Annotated in this window: 29 protein-coding genes and 1 pseudogene; 15 read left to right on the top strand and 15 right to left on the bottom strand. The window is 47.4% G+C overall.

Features of this window, described 5'->3' with window-relative positions; all coding sequences use genetic code 11:
• Nucleotides 1–5 precede the first annotated feature (5 nt).
• Nucleotides 6–1130: an FUSC family protein gene (locus AOA63_RS06435; RefSeq protein ID WP_053958927.1), complete on the top strand. Its 1125-nt coding sequence runs from the start codon at nucleotides 6–8 to the stop codon at nucleotides 1128–1130.
• Nucleotides 1131–1146: 16 nt separating this feature from the next.
• Here AOA63_RS06435 and AOA63_RS06430 read toward each other — a convergent pair whose 3' ends face one another.
• On the bottom strand, nucleotides 1147–1638 hold the full coding sequence (locus AOA63_RS06430) for an inorganic diphosphatase (protein WP_242848284.1): 492 nt from the start codon (nucleotides 1636–1638) through the stop codon (nucleotides 1147–1149).
• A 218-nt stretch (nucleotides 1639–1856) separates the two neighbouring features.
• Between AOA63_RS06430 and AOA63_RS06425 the strand changes: the two genes are divergently transcribed.
• Nucleotides 1857–3071, top strand: coding sequence for a DUF445 domain-containing protein (locus AOA63_RS06425; protein ID WP_053958925.1), 1215 nt, complete (start codon nucleotides 1857–1859; stop codon nucleotides 3069–3071).
• On the opposite strand, the gene AOA63_RS06420 is transcribed toward AOA63_RS06425, so the two are convergent.
• On the bottom strand, nucleotides 3059–3904 hold the full coding sequence (locus AOA63_RS06420) for a YihY/virulence factor BrkB family protein (protein WP_053958924.1): 846 nt from the start codon (nucleotides 3902–3904) through the stop codon (nucleotides 3059–3061). The genes AOA63_RS06425 and AOA63_RS06420 overlap by 13 nt on opposite strands.
• Before the next feature lie 89 nt (nucleotides 3905–3993).
• On the opposite strand from AOA63_RS06420, the gene AOA63_RS06415 reads away from it, so the two are divergent.
• Both AOA63_RS06415 and AOA63_RS06410 read left to right on the top strand, forming a co-directional pair.
• Nucleotides 3994–4821 carry a sulfite exporter TauE/SafE family protein gene (locus AOA63_RS06415; RefSeq protein WP_053958923.1) on the top strand — a complete coding sequence of 276 codons (828 nt, stop codon included), beginning with the start codon at nucleotides 3994–3996 and terminating at the stop codon, nucleotides 4819–4821.
• Nucleotides 4805–5125, top strand: a complete 321-nt coding sequence (locus tag AOA63_RS06410) for a HesB/IscA family protein (protein WP_053958922.1) — start codon at nucleotides 4805–4807, stop codon at nucleotides 5123–5125. The genes AOA63_RS06415 and AOA63_RS06410 overlap by 17 nt, the downstream gene beginning before the upstream one ends.
• Nucleotides 5126–5156: 31 nt before the next feature.
• Here the strand turns inward: AOA63_RS06410 and AOA63_RS06405 are convergent, their stop codons facing one another.
• The 3 genes from AOA63_RS06405 to AOA63_RS06395 form a co-directional block, all read right to left on the bottom strand.
• A complete protein-coding gene (locus AOA63_RS06405; protein WP_053958921.1) occupies nucleotides 5157–6389 on the bottom strand; it encodes a hypothetical protein in 1233 nt (410 codons plus the stop codon).
• Nucleotides 6382–7167, bottom strand: a complete 786-nt coding sequence (locus tag AOA63_RS06400; RefSeq protein ID WP_206742812.1) for a hypothetical protein — start codon at nucleotides 7165–7167, stop codon at nucleotides 6382–6384. Before AOA63_RS06400 ends, AOA63_RS06405 begins: the two co-directional genes overlap by 8 nt.
• A 121-nt stretch (nucleotides 7168–7288) precedes the next feature.
• On the bottom strand, nucleotides 7289–8131 hold the full coding sequence (locus tag AOA63_RS06395; protein ID WP_053958919.1) for a damage-control phosphatase ARMT1 family protein: 843 nt from the start codon (nucleotides 8129–8131) through the stop codon (nucleotides 7289–7291).
• 137 nt (nucleotides 8132–8268) lie between these two features.
• Here AOA63_RS06395 and AOA63_RS06390 point away from each other — a divergent pair, with 137 nt between their 5' ends.
• Nucleotides 8269–8901 (top strand): SOS response-associated peptidase, encoded by a 633-nt coding sequence (locus tag AOA63_RS06390; protein WP_053958918.1) that lies wholly within the window; start codon nucleotides 8269–8271, stop codon nucleotides 8899–8901.
• Here AOA63_RS06390 and AOA63_RS06385 read toward each other — a convergent pair.
• Genes AOA63_RS06385 through AOA63_RS06375 form a run of 3 tightly spaced genes read right to left on the bottom strand, consistent with a single transcriptional unit; the run spans nucleotide 8866 to nucleotide 11280 of the window.
• A complete protein-coding gene (locus tag AOA63_RS06385) occupies nucleotides 8866–9351 on the bottom strand; it encodes a low molecular weight protein-tyrosine-phosphatase (protein WP_053958917.1) in 486 nt (161 codons plus the stop codon). The genes AOA63_RS06390 and AOA63_RS06385 overlap by 36 nt on opposite strands.
• Before the next feature lie 21 nt (nucleotides 9352–9372).
• The gene (locus AOA63_RS06380) at nucleotides 9373–10056 is read right to left on the bottom strand and encodes a peptidylprolyl isomerase (RefSeq protein ID WP_278276942.1); all 684 of its coding nucleotides are present in this window, start codon (nucleotides 10054–10056) and stop codon (nucleotides 9373–9375) included.
• Nucleotides 10057–10104: 48 nt separating this feature from the next.
• Complete coding sequence (locus AOA63_RS06375) at nucleotides 10105–11280, bottom strand: MFS transporter (RefSeq protein ID WP_053958915.1); 1176 nt, start codon at nucleotides 11278–11280, stop codon at nucleotides 10105–10107.
• A gap of 197 nt (nucleotides 11281–11477) precedes the next feature.
• Between AOA63_RS06375 and AOA63_RS06370 the strand changes: the two genes are divergently transcribed.
• Nucleotides 11478–12470: an NAD(P)H-quinone oxidoreductase gene (locus AOA63_RS06370; RefSeq protein ID WP_053958914.1), complete on the top strand. Its 993-nt coding sequence runs from the start codon at nucleotides 11478–11480 to the stop codon at nucleotides 12468–12470.
• Here the strand turns inward: AOA63_RS06370 and AOA63_RS06365 are convergent.
• The 3 genes from AOA63_RS06365 to AOA63_RS06355 all read right to left on the bottom strand — a co-directional run bounded on the left by AOA63_RS06365 (nucleotide 12445) and on the right by AOA63_RS06355 (nucleotide 15002).
• Nucleotides 12445–13332: a DHHA1 domain-containing protein gene (locus tag AOA63_RS06365; protein WP_053958913.1), complete on the bottom strand. Its 888-nt coding sequence runs from the start codon at nucleotides 13330–13332 to the stop codon at nucleotides 12445–12447. The genes AOA63_RS06370 and AOA63_RS06365 overlap by 26 nt on opposite strands.
• Nucleotides 13333–13363: 31 nt before the next feature.
• Nucleotides 13364–13663 (bottom strand): hypothetical protein, encoded by a 300-nt coding sequence (locus AOA63_RS06360; RefSeq protein WP_053958912.1) that lies wholly within the window; start codon nucleotides 13661–13663, stop codon nucleotides 13364–13366.
• Nucleotides 13664–13751: 88 nt separating this feature from the next.
• Nucleotides 13752–15002: an MFS transporter gene (locus AOA63_RS06355; RefSeq protein WP_053958911.1), complete on the bottom strand. Its 1251-nt coding sequence runs from the start codon at nucleotides 15000–15002 to the stop codon at nucleotides 13752–13754.
• A 137-nt stretch (nucleotides 15003–15139) separates the two neighbouring features.
• Between AOA63_RS06355 and AOA63_RS06350 the strand changes: the two genes are divergently transcribed.
• The 4 genes from AOA63_RS06350 (at nucleotide 15140) to AOA63_RS06335 (ending at nucleotide 17787) form a co-directional block, all read left to right on the top strand.
• Nucleotides 15140–16096, top strand: coding sequence for a PLP-dependent cysteine synthase family protein (locus tag AOA63_RS06350; RefSeq protein ID WP_053958910.1), 957 nt, complete (start codon nucleotides 15140–15142; stop codon nucleotides 16094–16096).
• A 100-nt stretch (nucleotides 16097–16196) separates the two neighbouring features.
• Nucleotides 16197–16547, top strand: a complete 351-nt coding sequence (locus AOA63_RS06345) for a rhodanese-like domain-containing protein (RefSeq protein WP_053958909.1) — start codon at nucleotides 16197–16199, stop codon at nucleotides 16545–16547.
• Between the two features lie 44 nt (nucleotides 16548–16591).
• A complete protein-coding gene (locus AOA63_RS06340; RefSeq protein WP_053958908.1) occupies nucleotides 16592–16882 on the top strand; it encodes a hypothetical protein in 291 nt (96 codons plus the stop codon).
• A complete protein-coding gene (locus AOA63_RS06335; protein WP_053958907.1) occupies nucleotides 16882–17787 on the top strand; it encodes a DMT family transporter in 906 nt (301 codons plus the stop codon). The genes AOA63_RS06340 and AOA63_RS06335 overlap by 1 nt, the downstream gene beginning before the upstream one ends.
• Here AOA63_RS06335 and AOA63_RS18870 read toward each other — a convergent pair.
• The 3 genes and pseudogenes from AOA63_RS18870 to AOA63_RS06325 all read right to left on the bottom strand — a co-directional run.
• Nucleotides 17756–17971, bottom strand: a pseudogene (locus AOA63_RS18870) (thioredoxin family protein); the annotation flags it as partial. The gene AOA63_RS06335 and the pseudogene AOA63_RS18870 overlap by 32 nt on opposite strands.
• Before the next feature lie 15 nt (nucleotides 17972–17986).
• The gene (locus AOA63_RS06330; RefSeq protein ID WP_053958906.1) at nucleotides 17987–18394 is read right to left on the bottom strand and encodes a hypothetical protein; all 408 of its coding nucleotides are present in this window, start codon (nucleotides 18392–18394) and stop codon (nucleotides 17987–17989) included.
• Between the two features lie 69 nt (nucleotides 18395–18463).
• Nucleotides 18464–19252, bottom strand: coding sequence for a helix-turn-helix domain-containing protein (locus tag AOA63_RS06325; RefSeq protein WP_053958905.1), 789 nt, complete (start codon nucleotides 19250–19252; stop codon nucleotides 18464–18466).
• Nucleotides 19253–19375: 123 nt separating this feature from the next.
• On the opposite strand from AOA63_RS06325, the gene AOA63_RS19710 reads away from it, so the two are divergent.
• On the top strand, nucleotides 19376–19606 hold the full coding sequence (locus tag AOA63_RS19710) for a hypothetical protein (RefSeq protein WP_053958904.1): 231 nt from the start codon (nucleotides 19376–19378) through the stop codon (nucleotides 19604–19606).
• Nucleotides 19607–19681: 75 nt separating this feature from the next.
• Nucleotides 19682–20758 carry a 2-hydroxyacid dehydrogenase gene (locus tag AOA63_RS06315; RefSeq protein ID WP_053958903.1) on the top strand — a complete coding sequence of 359 codons (1077 nt, stop codon included), beginning with the start codon at nucleotides 19682–19684 and terminating at the stop codon, nucleotides 20756–20758.
• Here AOA63_RS06315 and AOA63_RS18865 read toward each other — a convergent pair.
• Nucleotides 20676–21059: a hypothetical protein gene (locus tag AOA63_RS18865; protein ID WP_082343789.1), complete on the bottom strand. Its 384-nt coding sequence runs from the start codon at nucleotides 21057–21059 to the stop codon at nucleotides 20676–20678. The two genes, AOA63_RS06315 and AOA63_RS18865, sit on opposite strands and share 83 nt — an antisense overlap.
• A 205-nt stretch (nucleotides 21060–21264) precedes the next feature.
• On the opposite strand from AOA63_RS18865, the gene AOA63_RS06310 reads away from it, so the two are divergent.
• The 3 genes from AOA63_RS06310 to AOA63_RS06300 all read left to right on the top strand — a co-directional run bounded on the left by AOA63_RS06310 (nucleotide 21265) and on the right by AOA63_RS06300 (nucleotide 25129).
• Nucleotides 21265–22905, top strand: coding sequence for a formate--tetrahydrofolate ligase (locus AOA63_RS06310; protein ID WP_171822627.1), 1641 nt, complete (start codon nucleotides 21265–21267; stop codon nucleotides 22903–22905).
• Between the two features lie 6 nt (nucleotides 22906–22911).
• Nucleotides 22912–23661: an HAD-IA family hydrolase gene (locus AOA63_RS06305; protein ID WP_053958902.1), complete on the top strand. Its 750-nt coding sequence runs from the start codon at nucleotides 22912–22914 to the stop codon at nucleotides 23659–23661.
• A gap of 166 nt (nucleotides 23662–23827) precedes the next feature.
• On the top strand, nucleotides 23828–25129 hold the full coding sequence (locus tag AOA63_RS06300; RefSeq protein ID WP_053958901.1) for an MFS transporter: 1302 nt from the start codon (nucleotides 23828–23830) through the stop codon (nucleotides 25127–25129).
• Nucleotides 25130–25135 lie beyond the last annotated feature (6 nt).

Here is a 25135-nt window from a genome sequence, read left to right as displayed (position 1 = left end):
CAACTATGAGTCAGCACCTATGGTCTTCATTACGGAGATTATTAGCCACCGGAATTGATGCACAAGTTTTAAAAACGGGAATGGCAGCCGGAACATCGTGGTATTTAGCTCAGTGGTTGTTTAGGACGCCTCGCCCCTATTTTGCCCCATTGGCCGCGATTTTGTCTTTACAAGTCAGTGTCGCAGATTCCATATCTAAGGGGATGCAACGGGTTGCGGGTGTCGGAGCAGGCATAGCTGTTGCGATCTTTGCAGGGCATTTTTTCCGTTTGTCTGCCTTGTCCGTTGGCATTGTCGTCTATATTGCCGTTTTTTTGGCCACGCGGTTACATATGGGACCTCAAGGCATTCCGCAAGCCGCTATCACAGCATTATTGGTGATGACTGTGGGACGTTCGGCGTCGGGTTATGCCTGGGTGCGAGTTGTCGATACGGCGATTGGTGTGATGGTGGCGATTTTAGTCAATGCGTTAATTTGGCCTCCCGATGCTACGAAGGCAGCAGAATCCGCTATTATTACGCTAGCGCACGCGGTTGCCGACGTTGTTGTAGCTATTCGTCAAGATTTAATAGATGGCTTAAGTGCGGCTGAAGCCAATCGGCATTTGCTCCGAGCCCGCCATGTTGATGAGTCCCTCGAAACGGTACGCGATGCCATTCGTCGTGCCGAGAAAAGTTTGAAATGGAACGTGTTAATGGTGAGAAGGCGCCGGCGGCTTAAAACCCTTCGCCAAGTGGCTATCGTGTTAGAACATACTTTGTCTCAAGTCCGGGGCATTGCCCGGAGTTTGTTTGTGACCGTGGAGCGCGATACCCAGGATCCGTATTTGGCGCTACCAAAATCGATTGCGACTCAACTGGCGGACTTATTAGCGTTGATGGGAACAGCCTTGCAGACTTATATTCGCATAATTGTCGGAGTACATCCGGATGCTGCTTACCAACTTGAAAAAACACTGAAACAGGCGTCAAAATTACAACGCCTGTTATTAGAAGAAATTCGTGTTTCGGCAGGGGACTGGTTAGACCTGGCAGCGGTCTTAGCGGACATTGAAAAAATGACCGAAGACTTATTAGTGTCTGCCAGGTTGTTGGTTCCTTTAGTGTTTCCCAGCATGGGAAAACCCTAGATGCTTCAATTTGCCGTTAGTGCTGGGTTTTGGCAAAACGCTCTTGACTTTCCTTTAGCACACGTTCTCCATCTTCATGGTCCCGCCATCCGCCAACATGCGATTCCTTACCGCCCTCGAGCTCCTTGTATGTTGCAAAGAAATGGGCAATTTCTTTTAAAGTGTGGGCAGGCACATCGGAAAGGGTTTCAATGTAATCCATGCGGGGATCATCAGCGGCGACCGCCAAAATCTTGTTATCAATGCCGTTTTCATCCCGCATCTCTAACAGTCCCACGATGCGGGCCCGAATAATACAGCCAGGGAATGTACTTTGGGACATGAGTACCATCACGTCAATGGGATCTCCATCTTCGCCCAAAGTATTTTCTACAAATCCATATTCGGTTGGATAGTGAAACGGGGAATATAATACCCGATCTAACCGAATGCGACCTGTTTCATGATCCACTTCATATTTATTTTGACTGCCCCGAGGGATTTCTACCACAACATCAACAACCATCATATTGACCTCCTTTTTTGAGCATGGGTCTTCTCATATGTAACACAACAGCGTGAACTTAGCGTAGCCAGATCAGGTGCTGGTGTCTTTGTCCATTGTGCGAGAAGACCTAGCAAAAATCAATGCAGAATTAGCAAGCAGGGGCGATTTGCCTTCAAAACTCTAAGGCATGCTTTGCGTTCTATGACGGGGTTCGGTAAGATGAGGCGGGAGGGAACAGTGTGCAGCGACGGTGGGCCAATATCACGTTAGGAATTGCTTTGGCATTATTTTTGATTGCCCTGGCGTTTCATCGCCAGTTTTGGGCGCCTTATCTAGAGTCGATGGCCTTAGCGGGCTTGGCTGGTGGTGTTGCGGATTGGTATGCCGTCACCGCTTTGTTTCGTCATCCCCTAGGAATTAAATGGCTGCCGCATACCTCAATTATTTCCGCCAACCGGGACCGGATTGTGGATGCTATTTCGACATTAGTGGAGACAGAATTATTGTCTGTCTCATTTATTGAAGCGAATATTGAGAAACTGCAGATTGGAAGAAAAATCGTCGAGTTTTTGGATAAACCGTTGAGTCCTGTCGCTCAGCAGCAAATTACCGAAACACTGAATCAAATAATGGACTTCATCCCTGAAGACCGGATTGCTGCCTATTTGAAATCTTTTAGTAGCAAAAAAATTGAGGACTTACAAGTTTCTGATTATATTGTGCGCTTCATCAAATGGTTAGTGCAATCGGAAAATGACCGGGCTCTGTTTAACTTTTTAGCACGCCATGTTGTCGATGTATTAAATAGTGTGGAATTTACCGAGGATATGGAAAATCGGCTAAAGGATATGCTGGAAAAATATACTAAGACAACGACGCAAAAACTGGTGTTGGGTCTCTTAGAATCTTTGGGGACTGTTGATTATAAAGATCTGAGTGTGACCGTTAAAACACAACTAATTGACTGGTTAAAATCTGAAAAGGCATTTGAGCAATTTGAGTTAGCCATTGTGCGCATTATGATTACGGTACGCGATGATCATGATCTCCGGTTAAGGATTGAAACCGCTAAAAATGACCTCGCCCGTCATATGCCATGGGACCGCGCCGTGAATTGGTTGATGACGGAGGTGCGAACTCATCTGCATGATGCGCAAACCTGGGAAGGTGTCGGTCATTTTTCGCATGAAATTGCTGATGTATTGCGTACGTATCCCGAACAGCAAGCACAACTGGAAAATATGATTAAACGCCTAACCGTATCCCTCCTGCGACGTTATCATCCCGTAATCGGCCGACTCGTTCGCGATAATCTCAATCAAATGGACGAACGAGAATGGATTGATAAACTCGAATGGTATGTTGGCCGGGACCTTCAATGGATTCGTGTCAATGGGGCTATTGTGGGTGGACTAGTGGGGTTAATTTTAGCAGTGCTGATTCACTTTTTCTGAGAAAATTTGTGGTGCTGATGATATAAAAGAGCATTCACTTCTGCTCCGAGTAATATGGCTAAGGCAAACAAATACAGATAGAGAAGCAGTAAAATGACGGTGCCCAAGCTCCCATACATTTTATTGTAAGAATCAAAATGGCTGGTATAAAGGGAGAAGCCCCAGGCGAGCACAATAAAGACGGTGGTAGCTAAGATGGTCCCGGGACTCATAAACTTAAAGGGAACATGGAGATCAGGCAAAATGGTATATAACATATCAAGACTAAACACTAAGAGAATGAGCAACATGAACCAATGCAGAAAGAACGATGCAACGTGATCGATGGGCCAATGGAGCACGGAATTGAGTAACCAGTGGGTAAACAGTGTACCCCCGGTGGCTACTAAAAGCGTCGCAACGAAAAGAAGACCAAAGATAATTCCGGTTCCTGCGGCTAAAAGATACCGCTTAATAGTGCCGCGTTTGAAGGGATAGGTCAATTCATACGCATGATTAAAGGCATCAATGAGTTCCATAAAAGCGCCCGACATGCCCCATACAAACCCCACAATACCTAATGACAGTACCGTGGGATTTTCGTGGTGAATGGCCACGGCGATGGCGCTGCGTAACAAACTTAAAACTGATTCTGGCACCAGAGTACTCAAAGGGCCTACGATGTCGGTAATGGTTGTCGGTAAATGCATAAATCCTAAAAGTGCTGTTAAAAACAGGACCAAGGGAAAGAGCGCAAACAAAAATTTATACGCCAGGGCTGCTGCATACGACGTCATATCGTCTCGGCTCATGCGTTCCATTAATAATTTTAAGAAACGTAGTCCATTCTTCACGGATTATCCTCCAAATACATGATTTTCAAGATGTCCGCGCATCCTATTGTGCATCACTTCAATCATGAAGATGCAGGGAGGATGCGCCGGTGCTGTCTGGTGCCATTATTGCCAGTGTGCTCGCTTTTTCCACCGGTCTTGGCATTGGCTTCCTTTTAGCGGCGGCTGGAGGCGGCACACTCATATTGTCAATCATTGTGCTGCATTATTTGTTTGGTTTGACCCATGCCGAATTATTCGGGACAGTGGCCGCACTGACGTTCGTGCTGACTGTGGCGCTGTTTCTTGTGCGCCGGGATGCGCACCGGGGTGCAATAAGGCCGGCATTGTGGTTTACAGTGCCTGGACTTTTCACGATGACGATCACAAAGCTGATACCACATGATCTGACGACGCATATTCGTTTGGCTTTAATCGGCCTATTATTAGTGATAAATACCCTATTATCACTCATCATATCAAAGTTTTTGGCCCGCACTCGGAAGATTCATCGCAAGCGATTGGCCATGCTGGGTGGGGGCGTTGGATTCCTAGCCGGATACTTTGGGGTCAATGGCGTTTTCTTAGCACTCCCGAGCATGTTAATGAGTGGATTACCGCAAAATATTGCTGTGAGCAGTTCGACATTAACGATTGCGAGTTTTGCCTTAACCACGGCGATACGTAATATGGTGCGAGCTAGCATCGATTGGCGAGTGCTCATTCCTTTCCTTCTGGGATCTCTTACGGGGCTGATGATCTCCCGGGTGTGGTTCCACTTTAGACAGCCATCATCACGGACAGGGTGGATTACCACCGTCATTGTGTTGGCAGCTGGTCTCTTTTTATTACAACAAAATTGGTTTGGCCTTTACACCCCTTCACTAGCCCTTTATGATGGGATTAAAGGAGGGCTATGGAATGAGTTTACAAATTGAAGTGACACCTCAAGCGGTTGCTAAACTGGCGGAATTAGGCACGGATAAGAAAGCGGATTATGTCAGGGTGAGCGCTCAACAGGCTTGTGGGTGTGGTCGTATCGGCTACCGTATGGCGTGGGAAGAACACGTATCGGCCGATGACGAGCAGTTCCAGGCAGCTGGAGTGACCTTGGTCGTGGATGCTAATAGCCGGCCATATATCGATGGAGGCGTGTTGGATTATCAAGTGGATTCCATGCAAGAAGGCTTTGTTTTGACTAATCCCCATGCTCAAAATGGTTGTAGTTGTGGAAGCCATTAACACCGCGGACACGCGGTGTTTTTTTTTTGAGCTATGCCACCCAGTGAGCCGTAGCAAATAATGCGACAAACAAGATACCCAGGGGCAATGCAACCGCAAAATATATCACACGCCGGAGCCGACTTTGGTTAATAAATAATCCCAAGGCGATAAATACCGGGAAGGCTTCCATCACGAGACGCGGCAAGGACATGAGCGGGTTCCCCGTGGCAGGATAGGAAAAGGGGACGGCGATGGCTAAAAGTTCATACAGCCACAAATAAGTGGGCAAATATTTTAGTGATAAAACTAACATGGCGATGAGAAAAATGGCAAACAACCAATTATAAAAATTGCTGGCATCCAACGAAGGCATGCCCGTCGCAAATAATTGATGGATATTGAGAGCCTGTCCCAGAACCTTCCAGGCTTTTATCGTCGCGACCCACAATGTAGCCCCGAACCATTCAAAATGTCTTCCCCAATTGCTTTGCGCATGTTCAAAGACCAACGGATCACCAAAGCGAATGAGAAGAAACACCATGTAGATGGCTAAACCTAAAGGTGCCCATAAAGTATGCCACAAGGGTTTAATTCGGTGGTGTTCTTGTTTCCAAAGGAGCAACAAAAACGGGGCGGACAAGAGAAGACCATACATGCTTACGAGTGTTGCTCCCATCGCTAGTGGTCCAGCGATAAAGTAGCGGCGCGTTCTCGCAAAATATAAGGATCCTATTGCAAGTGCCATGAATAATGGTTCCGAGTAGACAGCATTCGCATAAAACGCCGTAGGGAAGAAAGCCAAGACCAATACCGTATCCCAAGCAATCTGGGGACCAAACTCCAATTGGGTCAAACGAAACAAAAACCACAACGTAAAAGAAAATGATACTAAGCTAATGAGAACGCCCGCAACAACGCCGCCTCCGAAAATGTGGATGAGGAACGGATACAGGGGAAAAAAGGCCGTAGCAGTGGGACGGTTAGTATAGCCAAAATTGGCAATGGATAAATACCATAATCCATCCCAGTGAGCCCACAAACCGAAGGTCACATGATAAAGCAATTGACCGGTGGGTGGCAGTGTGCCTGGGGGCGACTCAATCCAGGCATGTGGCAAATAGATATAAGCTAAGCCGCCAATTTCCATAAAAAACGCCCGAGAAATGAGAAAAAGCCAAAGCAGCAACCGGACAACAGGCCATTTCACATGCGGTGTCAAGTGTGTAAGTTGGGCTTTGGGATTGACAATGACTGCCGAGTCGGATGTCAGGTCTTTAGCCATGCGACCTCCTGACGGAATGTTTTAGTTGCTTTATCGAGCCTAATTGTAATGCGTCGCCACGAATGTAATTGGCTAGGGAAAAGACTTGATATGCCGTTAAATTGGTGGTGGAATTCTTCGTCATAGCCAAGAGTTCACCGGCGACCAGTGGATTGACCTCAGGCAATGTATCCACCATTTTTGACAATAATTTGACCTGGCCTTGGGGACTGGACACACCATCAGGATATCCAAAGGTTGCTAGCATTGAAGTGGGCGTCAATAATTTCGGCCAATGATGATCGCTATGATAATATAGGGCGTTCATAACCATCAATAAATCATTCGTCGTAAAATAAAAATAATGGTGAATCGGTATCCCGGTGGCTTCAGATACCATTTTTGTGACCACTTGAGGACTTTCACCACTAATAGCGCTATATAACGGCATCATTTTTCCGTTAGGACCCAAAATAGGTTTATCACCTGACAACGGAATCACGGTAAGAATTTGACTGTTTGGCTTAACCACAGCTAAAAAACCAATAAAGGCTGGTGCCGTAGCTGTCCCCCGAACTCCTACAAGGACTTTAACCGGTTGTTTTTCGTTAATTGCAATCGTGCTAATTCGACTGTGGATTCGTGCATGCAAAGCAACGGACAAGGCCACAAAGATTGCGCCCAAAATGGCAAGAATGCCAGTAATCCATCGCTGACGGGGGGTAAAACCTATGGCTGGTTTTTCAGTCCGCGTTTGCATTGGCATCCAATCCTTTTCTTGATGTAATACCTCAGTCACTTCGTATCGGTCCTGTACACAAGACTAAATTGTACCACGAATTATGCGCAAGCGTATGGGATTCCGGAGTGGTCCAAAAAGCACCAAATCGTCTTTATAGGATTTCCCAAATTGAGGGAATTTATTCCTTCAACCATGCCACATTGGTGTTGCCCTCAACCCCTGCGAGCCGAGCGGAAGGAGGACACTTCGCGCGGTATAAAAATAGCGCTGGGACCTGGAGATTTCGGTGGGATAAGGCTTCGAGATTCGCAATCCCTTTAATGATGACCCCGTCATATTTTTCTTGCCATGCTTGAAGGTCCTCATCAGATAATTTCCACATGGTAAAATCCTCTCCGAAATCCAGCACGGTATCAGCCACGCTAGACAAACCCATTTCCTCGACATCATCACGTGTGACATCATTTAAAAAAGTATGATGTCGCACCAGAATACTGACATGCCATCCCTTATGGCGTAAACTCCGAATTAATTCGCGGTCAAAAACAATTTCCCCTGCATTATCGCTAATATAGAGGATTTTCCCTGATGCGGGTATGGCCTGAACAAATTTTTGAATGTCATTGCGTGCAAATCCTTGTTGGATCGCCCGATCTAATTGCAGGAAAAGACGCTGGGTATTGTCACCTAATCCGGCATCAATAATATTGGCAGCTGCCGCATATAAAAATCGACGCTCCAAATCATCTATGGGGATGGGACGCTGCTGCCAGTATGTCTCAGCCATGCTGTTTGCGAGTCGTTTGTCTTCGCGGTAGGGATCTTTCACCTTGTTGTTTTTCTGCGCAATTTCATACATGAGATAAACGGCGATGCCAGGATTGTCTAATGTTTCCCATTGGGAAGCTAAGCGACTCATGACTTGAGCTTGAATGGCCACATGGTTATTCACTTTTTGATGGTCCAAGGTTCGCATGAGTTGCAAGTAGACACATGCTGCACATTCAGACGATATTTTCATGATTCACCTCCACATCTTGGGCTTTTCCGCCTTCTAGTGTAACATGGAGGCAAGACGGATTTTGAAATCGATTTGTTTGGCATAATACATGCATCATTGAGCGACGTGACTTACGATCCTTTAAGGAAGAGTCTAGCATGTGCGGACGGTTTAGTGCGACATTTTCTTGGCAAGATTTAACAGATAGATGGCCGGTCGAACACGACCTTAATCCTCCATGGACTCCACGCTTTAATGTTGCTCCAACTCAGAATGTGTTGACGATTGGTCAACGCGTAAATGGGCAATGGAAAGCGGCATGGGTGCACTGGGGTGTGTCTGTTCATCATTCATTGTTGATTAATGCTCGCCGTGAATCAGTGTATAACAAACCTCTTTTTCGTGAGGGCTATCACCACCAAAGAGTGATTGTTCCGGCGGATGGATTTTATGAATGGGAAAGGTCGACACGTCAACCTTTCCGCTTTACTTTAGACAGAGTTTTTGCCATTGCGAGCATTTTAATCGCTTCACCAGCGCGCGATTCTTGGCATGTCGTTCTTTTAACCACCCAAGCGGATGGTGTCATCCGCCCTATTCATGACCGGATGCCATGGGTCTTAACAGACGAACAGGTGCCTTTATGGTTAGCTCGTCAAAGTGATGCTTACCAATCGTTAACGGTCGAGTCAAATTCATGGCATGTTTATCCCGTTTCGAAGAAGCTTAATGACGCCCACAATGATAGTCCCGACTTAATTCTGCCGTGCCCGATCGATGGCCACTTGTAAAAAGTTGTCGAGCGCTTCTTCTAATAAAGCATAAACGTGCTCAAATCCCCCCGTAAAAAACGGATCGGGGACATTGCGCTCAGCGCTAGAGGAAAACTCGAGGACCTTATGAACATTTTGGGCTTCTGGCATCAAGGCTTTCACATCGTTCCAATTGTCTTGATCCATGACCAAAATCCAATCGAAATTTCGGGCATCATTGGCCTTTATTTGGCGGGCGCGAATGCCGTCAAAGGCGATATGATGTGATTTCAATATCGCCTGCGTTCCCTTATGTGGTAATTCCCCAACATGCCATGAACCGGTTCCCGCGGAATCAATAACAAATTGATCCGCTAACCCTTTTTCCTGCACTTTGGCCCGGAAAATAGCTTCCGCCATTGGAGAACGGCAAATGTTTCCGGCGCAGACAAATAATACGCGAATAGGTTGTTTAGCATTCACCCACATGTCCGTCCTTTGCTCCGTGAATTATTGTGATCCGCCGACGGAAATGGTCACGGAAGTAATGTAATAGGGATGAATGGGTAATGAATCCTCACCAGTCATGGGATTGGTTTTCACGGGTCCGCTGGCAATTTTTTGAACAACATTCCACCCTTTGGTGACGCGTCCGAGTTCTGTGTAAATGGGATCTTGATTTAAACTGGTGCTTTCAGGCCCAGTACAGACGAAAAACTGACTACCATTGGTGTTCGGATTGTTGGCATTAGCCATCGCGACGATGCCTGGTTGATAAGGAAACGTCGGTTTTTCTCCATTCCACTGGTACCCAGGACCGCCTGTTCCGTTGTTTAACGGATCACCTGTTTGAAACATGAAGGGTTTAATCACACGAAAGATTTCATCACCATTGAAAAAGTTGTGGTCGGCTAGGAACACGAAATTATTTACGGCTACCGGGTCTTGCTTAGCAAATAACGTAATGACAAAACTTCCTGCCGTGGTATCAACTGTTGCTGAATAATGTTTATTTGGATTTATAAACATTTTGGGTGGTGCATTCCACCGCAAATTTCGCCCGCTGGCTACTTGCTTGGGGTGCGTGGGAGTTTTGGCTGCTTGTTGCCCACACCCGGCAGTTATAGTGGCTAAAGTGCTGGATACACCTACAATGCTCAAAAAACGAAAGAATTTGGCTGTCAAAGTTTTCACTCCAAAGACATATTTTCGCCGCTCATTGTATCATGTTCGGCGTCCTCTTCATACCGATTTCATCAGAGGAAGCCGTCTCAGGCTGGCAATGTGAGTAATTATCGCCACACTAAGAAGGCCTAGCGCGGTGAAAGTTACTCCTGTCCAGTGTGCATGGGCCCAAGCTAAACTGGCTACTCCCGAACCCACGGAACCACCTAAAAAATAAGTGGCCATATATATGGTATTAACCCGGGCTCTGGCATCAGGACGCAGCGCATAAATTCGGTACTGATTCGAGATTTGTCCGGCTTGGACGCCTAAATCCAGGAGAATAATGCCAAGGATGAGGGCCCACAGATGAGATGACAACGGCCACATCAATAGCCACGACAGGGTCACTACGACTATAGCCACAGTAATGGTGATACGCGGATCACGTTTGTCAGCCAGGCGGCCTGCAATAGGGGCGATACTGGCCCCCGCAATGCCGAGTAAGCCAAACAACCCAATGATAGACGCCGTATAATGATAAGGCGTTGTATTTAAACGAAATGTTAATGTGGTCCAAAATGCACTAAAAGTTCCAAAAAGTGCAGCACCCGTTAAAGACGCTTTGACCAATTCAGGTTCTCTCAGGATGATGGGACCTAAAGAGTACAGCAATTTTCTGTAGGTTAAAGGTCGCGTGTGTGGCCTAGAGATGGGGAAAATGGTTATCACGACGATCACAAACATCATCATTAAAATACCAGCGAACCGGTAGACGGCCTGCCATCCTAACCAATCTCCGATTACGCCGCTAATCATGCGAGCAGATAAAACTCCGATCAGTAATCCGCTCATAACAATCCCTACTACGCGACCTCGTTGACTGTCGGGAGCTATATCTGCGGCTACAGGTACGATCACTTGCGGTACAACCGTTACCGCTCCCAACGCAAAATTGGCTATCAAAAATGCTGAAAACTGTGGCAGCACCGATACAATTTCCAAGGTCACAGCGGTTAGTCCAAATAATCCGGCGATTAATTTTTTCCGTTCCCATAAATCGGCTAATGGAACGAACAGCAAAAGGCCAGTCGCGTATCCAATTTGTGTCAGCATGGGCACAACGCCTATAGCGGCCGGGCCCACATGAAAGGTTCGGGCCATCAAAGCCAGCAAAGGCTGATTATAATAAAGATTGGCGACACTTGCTCCGGTGGCGACAGCCATCACCAGGACCAGGGCAGAAAAGGACATGGCATCCTCCTGATAAATTCTGTATTATGATTTTGTTCTTCTTAGCATTGTAAAGGATTTTGATCAAGAAGTTTCTACCCTCAATAAGAAGAGGAACTATGTGCGGCAACAAAAGGGCAAAATCGTAGAGTAGATTACTATGCGGTTTAGCGTTAACCAACCACTGGTGTACGGCGGCAAGATGAGGAGGAATTTAGGTGAAGGCCATTGTTTTAAATGAATTTGGAGGTCCGGAAGTCTTACAGGTTCAAGAGATTCCCATTCCTGAATGCGGACCTGGTGACATTTTAATTCGCATTCACGCTGCTGGTGTCAACCGCGCTGACTTATTGGAGCGCCAAGGGTTGTATCCACCTCCAGATCCTAAGCCCGAATTCCAAATCCCGGGTTTGGAATGTGCGGGAGTTGTTGTGCAAGTCGGCCGACGCGTAACCCGTTTTCATGAAGGTGATCGGGTGATGGCCCTCGTTTCAGGGGGAGCCTACGCCGAGTACGTTGCCTGTCCTCAGGACAACGCTTGGATCATTCCTCAGGAGTTAAGCGATATTGAAGCGGCAGGGATACCCGAAGCCTTTCTGACCGCGTATGACGCATTATTTGATAAGGCTCGGCTAACCATGGGCCAAAAGGTCTTAATTCATGCCGGCGCTGGAGGGGTCGGTTCCGCCGCGATACAACTAGCTCACCAGGCCGGTTTACACGTGGCCACCACAGTGGGATCCGCGGCGAAGGTTCAACGCGTGTTAGGCTTTGGTGCGGAACGAGCGATTAACTACCGGGAACGAGATTTCGTCGAAGAGGTGCGTGAATGGTCTCACGGAGCTGGCGTCGACGCCGTATTAGATTTTATCGGCCAAGATTATTTATCCCGTAATTTGGCGAGTTTGAAAACGGGAGGCGTACTTGTCATAATCGGGACTTTAAGCGGTGGTGATGCATCAGTCAACCTCCGAGAGGTCTTAAGTCGCCGTCTCAATATTCGTGGAACGGTTTTACGGTCGCGTCCCGATTATGACAAAATGCACTTGATTCAGGAATTTCAAGAAAGAACCATGGCGTTTTTTGCCACGGGTCAATTACGGGCGGTGATTGATAAAACCTTCTCTTTAGAACAGGCCGGCCTAGCCCACCAGTACATGGTGACCAACCAAAATGTCGGGAAGATTATTTTGACAGTCTCTCAGAGTTAAGACGCAAATAGTTCGCAATCCGTTCCAGGACGGCTCGGGCTGTTTCTTGGTCATAAGGTCCTGGCAGATCGAGCCGTCCGCCGGCAGCACGGGCATGACCTCCACCGGAAAATACATCTTCCATCAGTTTGGCCGCATCGACCCGTACATCACTGCGGGCGGATAAACGGCCATCGGGCTTGATAAAAACCACAAGAGCAGCTCCTTCAGCCAATAACCGGTGGGCAAGTTCATTGGTTGCTCCTTCTTCACTAAGTGCAATAGCAACCATCGGTAGTGGCGACCAGATTTTCACAGAACGCTTGAGTTGCTCTCTCATGTATTGTTTTTCGCGGAAGATGAGATCCGCCAGCAGCGCTTGCTCATGAGACTGATAGGGGTTCCAACCTGCGGCAAACCGTTCCCGATACCAATCATAGCCCAATGTATGAAATAGTCGGTTAAGATTTTGACCGGGTTCATGCGCAGGTTTCCACAAATCATATCGCTCGACCGTGTATACGAGCCGTTCCCACTCGGGTGTAGGCCTTAACCATCCTTGATCCACGGCGAATGTGTAAAAAAGATGGGATCCAGATTTACTCAGGTCAATCAGTACATTGGGGTAATGGCTGAGTGGCAAGGCTGATTGATGATGATCCAATAGTTTTGCGATACGAGACGATACTCCTTGATAGTGCTCAGGTTTAAGAGACACATCAGCCAAGTAGATCGGAGCATCATCGGCAATCATGGCCAATCCGTCCAGGACGCGGTCCGGCTCGATGAAAATCGGAGTCAAACCAGACTGTTCGCCGACGATGGCAGCAGTGGCCCCATCTAGACAGTTTTTGTGCGTTATAAGCCATCCACGCTGTGTCATGCTATCCTTCCTCCGTCGTCGTTCCTGTGCATCACTGACTCATCTTATCATGGATAAGCACGTCGATGCGCGTAGCGCTTATGGTATGGCCCTTTAAGACGCCGGCTAAACGTACGGTTGTTCCCGCTTGCAGCAAGTAAATATTGGAAATAGCCGTGTCGTTGTGCAATTCAATCGTGTAGAGCCCTGGTTGGTTTTGGGTTGAATATGCTAATAATCGGCGGGGTGTGCGGCTATTTCCTGACGGCACAATATGATGCACGGAAGTAAGGAGGGTTGCCGTCATCATCATAATCACAAGATGTTGTGACGTTCGTTTCCGTGTGGCCATTACGGTCCCTCCAATAGCATAACAATGGATAAGTAATTCGTGAGGAGCTATCAAAACTCCTGCTAATTTTTCTTGGGTTTGGGCAATTTTATGCGGCTGTGCGCACGCGGTAAATGAGTACAGAACCGGTTCCAAAATAAAGAAACGTGATTAAAAAGAGCAAGCGGTAGGCCTGGCCCAAGGGCATAACATGGGATAAAGAACCGATTAAGAGGCCAGCAATAAACCCAGCGCCAACTTGGCCCAAATTAAAAGACGCTTGCCATAATCCCATGCTACGTCCCTGGGTTGGTCCCGGCGGTAATACATCGACTGCCAATGCCCAATCTGTCGACAAATAAATCCCATAACCCACGCCAAAAACTAAGCCCATGGCTAAAATGAGAAACATGCTGTGGGTGAAAACAAACGTTAAGGCTGTCGCCCCCATTAACAATCCTCCTACAAATACGAGTATTCGGCGTTTATGCACTCGATCCGATAGCCATCCGGCGGTAAGCACAGAAATTAATGACCCTAAAGTTAATAGTGCCAATAACCGAAAGACAGTGGATTCCGGATCGTTAAGACCAACGGTAAATTTGAGATAATAAAACAAATAATTCTCCAAAGTGGCAAAGCCTAACATGATCATAAGCCGTGTGACAAATACCCACCAAAAATCCGGAAATGCGCGAGGAGAGATCCATAATTGGCGAAGTCCTTGAGCAAAAGTTACTCGGGGAACCACAAACTGACGCGAGTCCATCTCATGAACGCCAAACTGTGTCACACCCCAACCGAGCACTAATAGGGCCGAAAGGATCCAGTAAATGGCTGGATCCCCAAAATAATTGGGGGCTAACGCCCCAAAAATGATAGCTAGTTGCGTCATGAATCCCATCCATCCTGATGCTAATCCTCGTTGTTCTTCCGATACCAAGTCGGGAATGAGAGCCTGATACGCTGCTTGAGCAAGATTTGAGAAAAATTGCACCATTAAGTAACCCAAGGCAAATAGGAGTAAGGAATGCCCGGAGTACGCCATAATAATCAGCCCGAGCACATTGCCTGCTGTGCCCCATAAAATATACGGGCGACGCCTGCCCCATGCATGGCGTACACGATCGCTAATCCAACCTGCCCACGGCTGTACGAAGGTGGCAATGATAGACCCTAATACGACAAGCGAAGACAAAACACTAGTGGATGCACTACGACCCACAATATATAAAACCGCGCGGGGCACCACAATAATGATCAGAGCGGTCCATTGAATGTTTGACGTTAACCAATAGAAGCTCAAGGCTAGATTTTGTGACAAGGACAAGCGCGGTTTTACGGGCTGAGGATGTTGCACGAGTTCCGCCGCCTTTCTAACAATTATGATGGCTATTCGGCAATGGTCGCGAAAAGTCCTTCTGCTTTGCTATAAATCCCAAACACGAAAAGGAAATTTCGTATAATGGGAGAGAACATGAAGGGGGAAATCAACACATGCCTGATAAGGGCAGCATCTTACCGAATATCCTCGGGGCGATAGGGCATACGCCCCTGATCGCATTACAACGGATCGTACCGGAGAATGGCGTTCGTATTGCCATTAAATTTGAAGCCGTAAATCCTGGAGGTAGCATTAAAGACCGCATTGCGCCGGCGTTAATCGAGGTGGCAGAACGAGAACACCGCCTAAAACCCGGGGGAACCGTAATCGAAGCCACCGCGGGTAACACAGGCATTGCTTTAGCAATGGTGGCAGCCGTCAAGGGCTACCGCGCCTTGTTTGTTGTGCCAGATAAGATGAGCGCAGATAAAATTGCGATTCTTAAAGCTTACGGAGCCGAAGTGAAAATTGTCCCAGATGTTGGTCGTGACGACGAAAACAACTACCAAAATGTGGCAAAACGGTTAGCAGAAGAAATTCCAGGGGGATGTTATATGGGCCAGTTTGAACAAGAGGCCAATCCCCATGCCCATTATTTATCGACTGGTCCTGAGATTTGGGAACAAACTGAAGGACAGGTGCGTGCCGTTGTGGCTGGAGCGGGTACTGGTGGAACGATTACAGGCATTGGGCGCTATTTGAAAGAAAAAGATCCGAACATCTTAGTAATTGGTGCGGATCCGGTCGGTTCGATTTTTACGGGGCCTGTAGCACCATTTAAGTTAGAAGGTATGGGGGAGGATTATTATCCCCAAACCCTGGACATGCGTGTGGTTGACCGCTGGATAGCGGTCTCTGACGAAGAAGCTTTTGACATGACAAGGCGATTAGCGCGGGAGGAAGGAATTTTGGCGGGAGGTTCTTCGGGAGCTATGGTACATGTTGCCTTAAAGATTGCTCGGGAATTAAATCCCGGCGCTTTAATCGTGGCTCTTGCGCCGGATACAGGGCGTAATTATCTCAGCAGCATTTTCCATGGTCATGGACATGGCGATGGATTTTTTCAATGATAGGAGCGGTTAAAAGTCGCTTGCTTGAATGATACAATGATATTTAAAGATTTCATAGCGAAAGAGCAGATGGAATACCGGAAAGAAAGGATGGATGGACATGTTAGAATGGCTCATCGGCAAGCGTCGGGAAAATACAACACCCCGTGTCCCCGCTACGATAATGCCCGAAGAAGTGATCGCGTTACTCGAACAAGGTGAGAAGGTTGTCATCCTCGATGTTCGCCAACAGCATGAGTACCGTAGTGGTCATATAAAAGGAGCCCAATTGATTCCTTTGATGGAGTTAAATAAGCGCCTGCATGAATTGAAAAAGGATGCCACCATCATCACCGTGTGCCACTCAGGTCGCCGGAGTGCACAAGCAGCCCGGTTATTGCGTGCTGAAGGCTTCACCGTTCGCAATATGGTGGGGGGCATGATGAAATGGCCCGGGAAAGTTGTCAAGTAACGGCATGACATGGCATATCATGCAGAAAGGTGGACCAAAGCGACATGTTTGTTGATCAAATTATTGTCCGCGGCGCTGGGGCCTTGGCCATTGTGGGCGGAATCATTTTTTTTGCTATTGGGGTACCTCAAATCGGGTACTATTTGGTGCCTGTCGGCATCGTCTTTTTGGCCTTCACGATAGGATGGAAAGCACGTTATGAACGCGTTTTAGATGACCCTCCACCAGGTTACGAACCGACCGGAGAAGTGTATGTGAATCCGGGAGGGCCTCCTGTTGAAGTCTGGCATTCAGGTATTCGGCGCGTTTATGTACGCCATAAGGTGGCTGAATAATGCGGTGGAAATTTATTCTTTATTTGATTATGGCTAATATTTTATGGGCCGGTAATTATTTAGCCGGTCGGGTTTTACGTTTTAGCATGGGGCCATTTACCCTCAATGGCGTCCGCTGGATTATTTCGGCGGTCGTCTTATGGCTCATCGTCCGGAAACGCGGTGAAATTGTGCCCTTGCTACAGGAATGGAAAGCCTTCTTGCTTTTAGGCTTTATTGGTATGTTTTTGTTTTCGAGTTTAACTTATTGGGGATTAACGATGGTGCCTGCGGGAGAAGCGGGTTTACTGTCAGGATTTACACCGCTTGCGGTCCTGGTTGCCGGGTTTGTCATTGCACGGGACAAAGTCCGCTTGTGGCAATGGCTAATGGTCGCGGTCTCGATTGGTGGTGAAATCTTGTTGCTAGGTGGAGGGGCTAGTACTCAAACGGGCAGCATTTTTGGGGCCGTTATACTGATTTTTGCTGCATTGTCGTGGGGAATTTATACGGCGCTGGGCAGACGTTACCGTTACCGATTTTCTCCCTTGGTGTTAACTACAGGGGCAGCGGTGTGGGGAGCAATTCCCTCTGCGTTGTTGGGCATATGGAATTTGTCTACTCATCCGGTGACGTTGAGCATAAACAGTAGCTTAGCTCTGTTATATGTGAGTACCATGGCATCGGTGGTAGCATTTATGATGTGGAGTGCAGGAGTTAACCGGCTTGGCAGTGGCACAGCGGCGCCTTACATGAATTTACTTCCCGTTTTTACAGCCTTGCTGGCTGTACTATTGTTACATGAGACATTAAGTGCCACACAATTAGAGGGAGGATTGATTGTGGTGGCCGGCGCCATCGGAGCGGGTTTCTCTCGCACCGTGCCTGTGACCGTTAAGGAGACGCAGACATCGATGCTTGAATGAGGTAAGCCGCGAAATATTCTGGAGATACCGTACCGGTAAAGACATAGGGTCCGGGTTCGCACCACGTTGTGGGAACTCCCATAACGTGGTGTTTTTGTGCCAACTCGGGAAAGTCTTCCACTTGAATGATTTGAGCATGGATCAAGGGTTGCCGGATAGCAAATGCAATGGCCATGTTCACGACATGGGGACACCGGGTTCACGTCGGAGAGACAAAGATTTTAGCCATCACCGGTCGCTGGATTTCATGCAGTAGACGTTCCCATGACGGGTGATCAGGCGGTGAAAGCCGGCTAAATGCGGCAATGGATTCAATAAAAGCAGCATATTCCATGCCACTAGGCGCTCCCACAAATTGGATGCCAAAGGTACGGCCTAGGCCATTGCTAATAGTCACAGTGGGATCAAAAACTTGTGCCTGATCGGTCGTAGCCAGTTGGCGCATAATTTTTTGGGGCATGAGACTCACGGTATAATTAACCAAGTCGAGGGTAGCTTGCGTTTTTGCACTTTCCCATTGCTCGCTGTGTACGGTAAGAATTACCGGATTCGGTAATGTTGAAAGACTGTCCATCACGGTTTTTTCTTGTTGGGGATCAAGAAACATGGATATATATCTCCTTGTTCTAAATGCCTTGATTTTTCGCACGAAAGCTTTTGACAATCTGACCGTCATCTACCCGCTAAAGTCTTGCCAACACCATTTTTCTGTGACCACATCAATCGGATAGTAATGCGTAATAATCAGATCAGGGCGATTAGGAACAGGCACCAAATTGGAACGAAAACGCAAAATCCGATGATCATCATGAGCTCTTAGAACGACGACTTCAGATGTGGACGGAATAGTTCCCATTAGCGCCTGGCAATAGGTATTAATCAGTGTCTCCCACGGTATCTTTGTTCGCCGAGAAATATCGTCTTTTAAGCGGGTAAGCCAGGGTTCATTTTCATAGGGTTGCCATTGTACGAGGAGACGATGCAACATCCGTGTCAACAATTCTTTTGGCCACTGTTCGGCCAAAAGAGCATCGGGAGCAAATAATTGCACAATTAAATTTCGTTCCAGACCCTGTAAGGCTCCCTGTGGCACCTGAAAAAGACGCGCCATCGTCATGTTCCAATCCCTAAGAAACCACCCGATATCTAAAAGGGCGGCAGGAAAGGGATCAAAACGGGATAGCCATAAACGGTATTCGTCCGGTAAATCCAACAAAGGTTCAACATAACCGCGATAACCGAAATGATACAGCCATTGATTCAACTCGCCATTGATGAGTGGCTGTTTTAACGCTCGTCCAATAAGAATGACCAAATCACGGGATAAGTCCATGACTTGGGATTGTTCAATCCGCGAAAGCTGTTTTTGTGATAGTGCAACTTTGCGTGCTAATTGTGTTTGTGACCATCCCAAGTGTTCGCGATAAAATCGTATCCGATGCCCGACGGAATAAGGTTCAGCCATTCTCGTGAGTTTGCGGCCCTCCTTAAGATATCGATAGTGTATCATTCGCGGATAGGTCACGGCCAGCTTTTGCATAATCGCTGTCCCAGGAGCCAAGCTAAAAGTAAAAAGGAGGTATGGCATGTGATGAAAATTAAAGAGTTCCGGTTTACGGGAAAATTTCCAAACTTCGAAGTCCATAGCATTTTAGTGGATAATGACAATAAGGATCATGACCTCGAATTAGGCAATCTCGAATATGTTGGTACGTTGGACGAAAAACAACTCAAAGAATTGATTCATGAAACGTTCAAAGCGCATCAAGAACCGAAATTGACTGAGGCCATGCATCAGCTAATCGGCAAATCTCTCTAATTGAGATTGTGCAAGAGACCAAGGGAAAAGATGCTACAATCGAGCCATGATAAATGATTGTGAGGCGAGTGGTTAATGACTTACCGCGAACAAAACCGACCCTTGGTCATCTCTTTCGCCCAACAACCTCTCATCCGGCAAATGGTCAGCCATTTTCCGCTATTGGATGTTCGGTTTGTGGATGATATTGCGGCGTCACAAAGGGTGGGAATTTATGATCAGGCCGTTTGCATGATTGCCGCCGGCAATCCAGTTAATAGTCATACTTTAACACCCTGGCGTCATCTTCAATTTGTTCAGACCCTTGGGTCGGGATATAACAATCTGGACATGGCAGAATTACGAAAACGGGGAATTGTGGCAGCTCATAATCCAGGTCATAATGCTCATGCTGTGGCAGAACATGTTTTAATGTCCGCCATGTATTTGCTGAGAAATATGGGAGCTGCCCATCAGATGGTCACACAAGCCCGGTTTTCGGAACGCCAATATCTTACAGGACAAATTCGTGATCTCAACGGATTGACCCTGGGTATTTATGGTTTTGGGTATATTGGGAAAGCGTTAGCGCGATTGTCACTGCCCTTTGATGTACACGTTCTCTATCATCAAAGACATCCTGTGCCGGATTGGGAACGTCAATATGGGGTTCAATATGTATCGGCGGAGGATATTTGGCGATCATCGGATATTGTTGTGTTGACTGTGCCTTTGACTGAGGATACGTACCACTTAGCCTCGAGTGCACAATTCGACATGATGAAGCCAACAGCTATTGTGATTAACGTGGGACGGGGACCCGTAGTAGATGAAAAGGCCTTGGCGCAGGCTCTTATTGATCAAAAAATTGCCGGGGCAGCATTAGATGTGTTTGAATCCGAGCCTATTGATCCCAATAGTCCTTTATTGCATCTGCCTGAGCTTATTCGCCATCGGGTTCTCTTTTCCCCCCATGTATCTGGTGTAACCCGCCAAGCGTTACTGAAAATGATTAAGGGAGCCTTAGATAATGTGCAACGGTTCGTAAATCACGAGCCTTTATTGCATCAATTACTCCCCGAAGAACATATTAACCCTTGGGATTGGCGAGACGGCGTCCTCCAAAAATTATCTGCCAGCCATCCGAGTGGGGAATCAGTGGACATCCATTAATGCACGCGCTGATACTGGTCCATATAACTGGTCCTTTGGCCCATGATAAGCCATAGTGGAACCACAATAAACTGGATACGAGGGCCATCGCCAAGTCGACCAGAACTCCTGCCATGGCAATTTGGCGATGGGCCTTCACATTAAGACCCGTCATATCAATCGCCGTCGATAAGCGGCCAGAACGCCAACGAAGGCCTACCCAATGACCACCCAGGTGACGAGCGACGATGCCGTGCGCACTTTCATGAGCCAAGGCATTCACAATGGCAGCAATGAGGACGGATAAATCTAGAGTTAGCATGCGCTATGACCTCCTTTGCCATGTCGTGAACCTCTTCATTATGGCATCTTGCGTCATTATTCCCATTTTAGAAAGACCTAACCGCACGCACCGACCAAGACACCGCAAATTTAAAAGTGCTCTCCTTACAAGAATTCGTCAACGATTGCCATCTTAGGGTATAGTAACGGTGGTGTTAAATACAGCATATAGGGGCCGATTAGTGATGATGAGTCAAGATTTGAAGCCGATTACCGAAATTGCTACGAAAATCGGATTATCCGTATCCGACATTATCCAATATGGTACGTTTAAAGCCAAAATTCCATTGGACATTGTTTATCAACAACCCCGTCGTGCGAAATTAGTCCTGGTCACCTCGATCAATCCGACGCCCGCAGGAGAAGGCAAAACAACCATGTCTGTAGGTTTATCTCAAGCGCTTCACCGGATAGGCGTTAACGCTACAGCCGTGCTGCGTGAACCTTCTATGGGACCAACTTTTGGTATGAAAGGCGGTGCAACAGGTGGAGGCGCATCCCGGGTGGAACCCTCGACCGCCATCAATCTTCATTTTACTGGTGACTTTCATGCGATTACAGCCGCCCATAATCTTTTAGCGGCCCTCATTGACAATGAATTATTCCACGGCAGTCGTCTTCAACTGGATCCTAAGCGCGTTTTATGGAAACGTGTTCTAGATGTCAATGACCGCGCTTTACGCCATGTCATTGTCGGACTTGGCGGACCGGGACAAGGTGTGGTGCGCGAAACCGGCTTTGATATTACAGCAGCCTCCGAAGTAATGGCCGTTCTGACCTTGGCCCGTGATTTAGCGGACCTTAAAACACGGCTTAGTAAAATGGTCATTGCGAGTCAAGGCCATGATATGATTACTGTGGCTGATCTTGGTGCTGAGGATGCATTGACTGCTATTTTGGATGAGGCTATGATGCCCAATTTGGTTCAAACGCGTGAACAGACGCCCGTTATTATGCACGGTGGTCCTTTTGCCAATATTGCACACGGATGTAATAGCATTGTGGCCACAGAAGCGGGTTTGCGATTCTCGGACGTGGTTATTACAGAGGCTGGTTTTGGAGCGGATTTGGGGGCAGAAAAATTTCTTGACATTAAAGCTCCTGAAGCGAATTTGTCGCCGGACCTGGCTGTAGTGGTCGTGACCTTGCGTGCTCTCCGCTATCACGGTGGACAATCATTAAAAGAGATTAATCGCCCTAATTTGCACGCATTACATGCGGGTATGGCCAATTTGAATAAGCACCTTGAGAATTTGCGTCATTTTGGACTGCCGATGGTGGTGGCAATTAATCAGTTTCCTGCGGATACCCCTGAAGAAATCGAGTGGTTACTGAAAGAGTTAGCTGATCAGGGTGTTCCTGCGGCCTTGGCTGATGTTTTTGGGCAGGGAGGATTCGGAGGAGAACATCTAGCACACCTGGTGATGCAGCAGTTGGATGAATCGAACAGTCACTTCGCTCCGCTTTACGAAGAGACCGAATCATTAGAAGAGAAAATCGAAAAAATTGTTACCTCAATTTATGGGGGAATCGGCGTGGATTACGCCCCAGCCGCCTTAAAAACATTGGATCGTTTGCATACTTGGGGAGAAGACCATTTGCGGGTGTGCATTGCCAAAACTCAATACTCTTTAAGTGACAACCCCAAACTTCTTGGACGCCCTGAAGGATTTCGTGTGACGATACGTGATATCGATATTGCTCGTGGGGCGGGGTATATTGTGCCATTAGCAGGAGATATGATTCGTATGCCAGGATTGCCTAAAGATCCTGCGGCATACCGGGTTCATGTCGGTGATGACGGCATGATCACAGGGATAGAGTGATGCCTTATGGTTCTTAAAAGTGTGATATTTGATGTCGACGGCACTTTGGCAGACACTGAATTAGATGGCCATCTGTGGGCATTTAATCATGTATTTCAACAGTGGAAGTTGCCATTTAGGTGGTCCATATCATTGTATCGAGAGTTGTTAAAAATACCCGGAGGACAAGAACGTTTAGCCTATTATCAAATGCTGCATCCCGAACGGGTTCCCCTGTCCGCTGCGCAAATTGCTGAAATCCACCAGGTCAAGACATCGCTTTTTATTCAAAGAGTTCGGGCCGGCGCTATTCCACTCCGTATTGGCGTTCGATCCCTAATTTCGGCGTGTTACGAACAGCATATTCCGGTGGCGATAGCAACGACGACGCAATATGCCAATGTCGAGGCGTTGCTGATAACACATTTTGGTCCGCAGTGGCGGAAGATTTTTCCGGTCGTCGTAGCCGGCGATCATGTGGTACAGAAAAAACCGCATCCGTGCGTTTACCACGAATGTTTACAGCGCTTAGGAGTGGCTCCAGATGAGGCCGTGGCCTTTGAAGACTCTGCCGTCGGTTTAATGGCTGCAAGACAAGCGGGTATTCCAACTGTTGTCACTATGAATATTTGGACTTACCATCAAAGTTTCCCAGATGCCTTAGGCGTCTTGACAGGTATTGGAACCTACAAAAATCCGGCCTTTGGGCGAGGCCCTCACGGTTGGGGACGTTATTGCCTGAATCCTAAGCAACTTGAAGAATGGTTGACTCAATGAGTGAGGGATGGCAAGTTTGGGGTGAATCCCTAGTCCAAACCAAGCCCCTGGATAAATAAGCTGAAGAACATGCCGGCTTTTTCTTCAATGAGGAAAAGTCGGCATCTTATTCTTTTGATAATGAGAAGCATTATCATCTATAATATGGAGAGTAAGAAGGTGAGGGATGGACGTGGATAGTAACCGTCGTGTTATTATTGCGGTGAGCGCCGGGGTGTTTATTGGCACTTATGACGTGGCCGCTATTTCCGTAGCTTTGCCGAAAGTTGTACAAATTTGGCATGTATCATCCTCTGGTATGGCATTGTTAGGTTCGTCAGCTTTTATTGGCATGATGCTTGGGAGTTTATTAGCGGGATTTGCTGCCGACTACGTGGGACGCCGCTTAATTTTGCTGGTGGATTTTTTGGCATACGGCATCGCCTCTGTGTTAAGTGCTGTCAGTCCTGATTTGACGTGGTTGATTCTCAGCCGAATGATTGTGGGGCTTGCTGTCGGAGCGGAATATGCCGTAGTTTTTCCCTATCTTGTCGAATATATCGGTCAAAAGGACCGAGGAAGAATCATGGCGTGGGCATTATGGGCCGCTAACTTTGGCATGCTTTTTGCCTATGGTCTCGGCGCTTTAACGATTAATTATCCAGGGGGATGGCGTATACCGTTAGCATTTGGCGCTCTATTGGTGATCCCCATATTATGGTGGCGTCGGTTCCTACCGGAATCACTGGAATGGGCATTGCACCGGGCCGCTTCATGGCATGATGTGATTCATATTTTAAGCGTTCCCCAGTATCGCAAGATCGTAAGCCTATCAGCCCTCATCTGGTTGAGCTATCAAGTCAGTGATCAAGGCCTTACCATTTTTCTTCCCTGGATGTTTGTCAGCATATTTGGCACGAGCATCTCTTTAGCCGCATGGCACAGTGTTATAGTCAAAGCTGTAACCATTCCTGCAGCGCTTATAACAGTATGGATGATTGACCGGGTGGGAAGACGCCCTCTGCAATTATGGGGTTTTTGGGGTCGGGCGTTTGCGTTGCTTGTTTTGGGTATGTTATTGGTAGCAGTGCACGGAGATATAGGACATGATCAGGCTTTAGTCGGGGTGGCATGGATATTGTTAGTCTTGGCATATGCGGCAGGTGCCGTAGGTCCTGACAAGACAACAGTTATTACCACAGCCGAGCGCATGCCGACAGAAATTCGCGCCTCTGCCCAAGCGATTGCGGAGTCTAGTGGCAGACTCGGAGGAATTGCCGGGGTATTGGGCTATAGTTTTTTATCAGCGTTGTGGGGACCTGGCGCGGGACTTATTTTCTTTGGGGCTATGGCGGCTATTGGCACGATCTTGACGTGGAGCTTTTTGCCTGAAACCCAGCACATCGCCATCTATGCATATCAGAAGACTCCTAGCTTCCGAGAAGGAGAACAACTCATACGGGTCAAGAAGAGTGCAAAGAAACCCTAAGAAATG

The sequence above is a fragment of the Sulfobacillus thermosulfidooxidans genome, from assembly GCF_001280565.1.
GTDB classification, from domain to species: Bacteria; Bacillota; Sulfobacillia; order Sulfobacillales; family Sulfobacillaceae; genus Sulfobacillus; species Sulfobacillus thermosulfidooxidans_A.
Note: the sequence above shows the minus strand (reverse complement) of the source record. Positions and strands in the feature narration are given on the sequence as shown.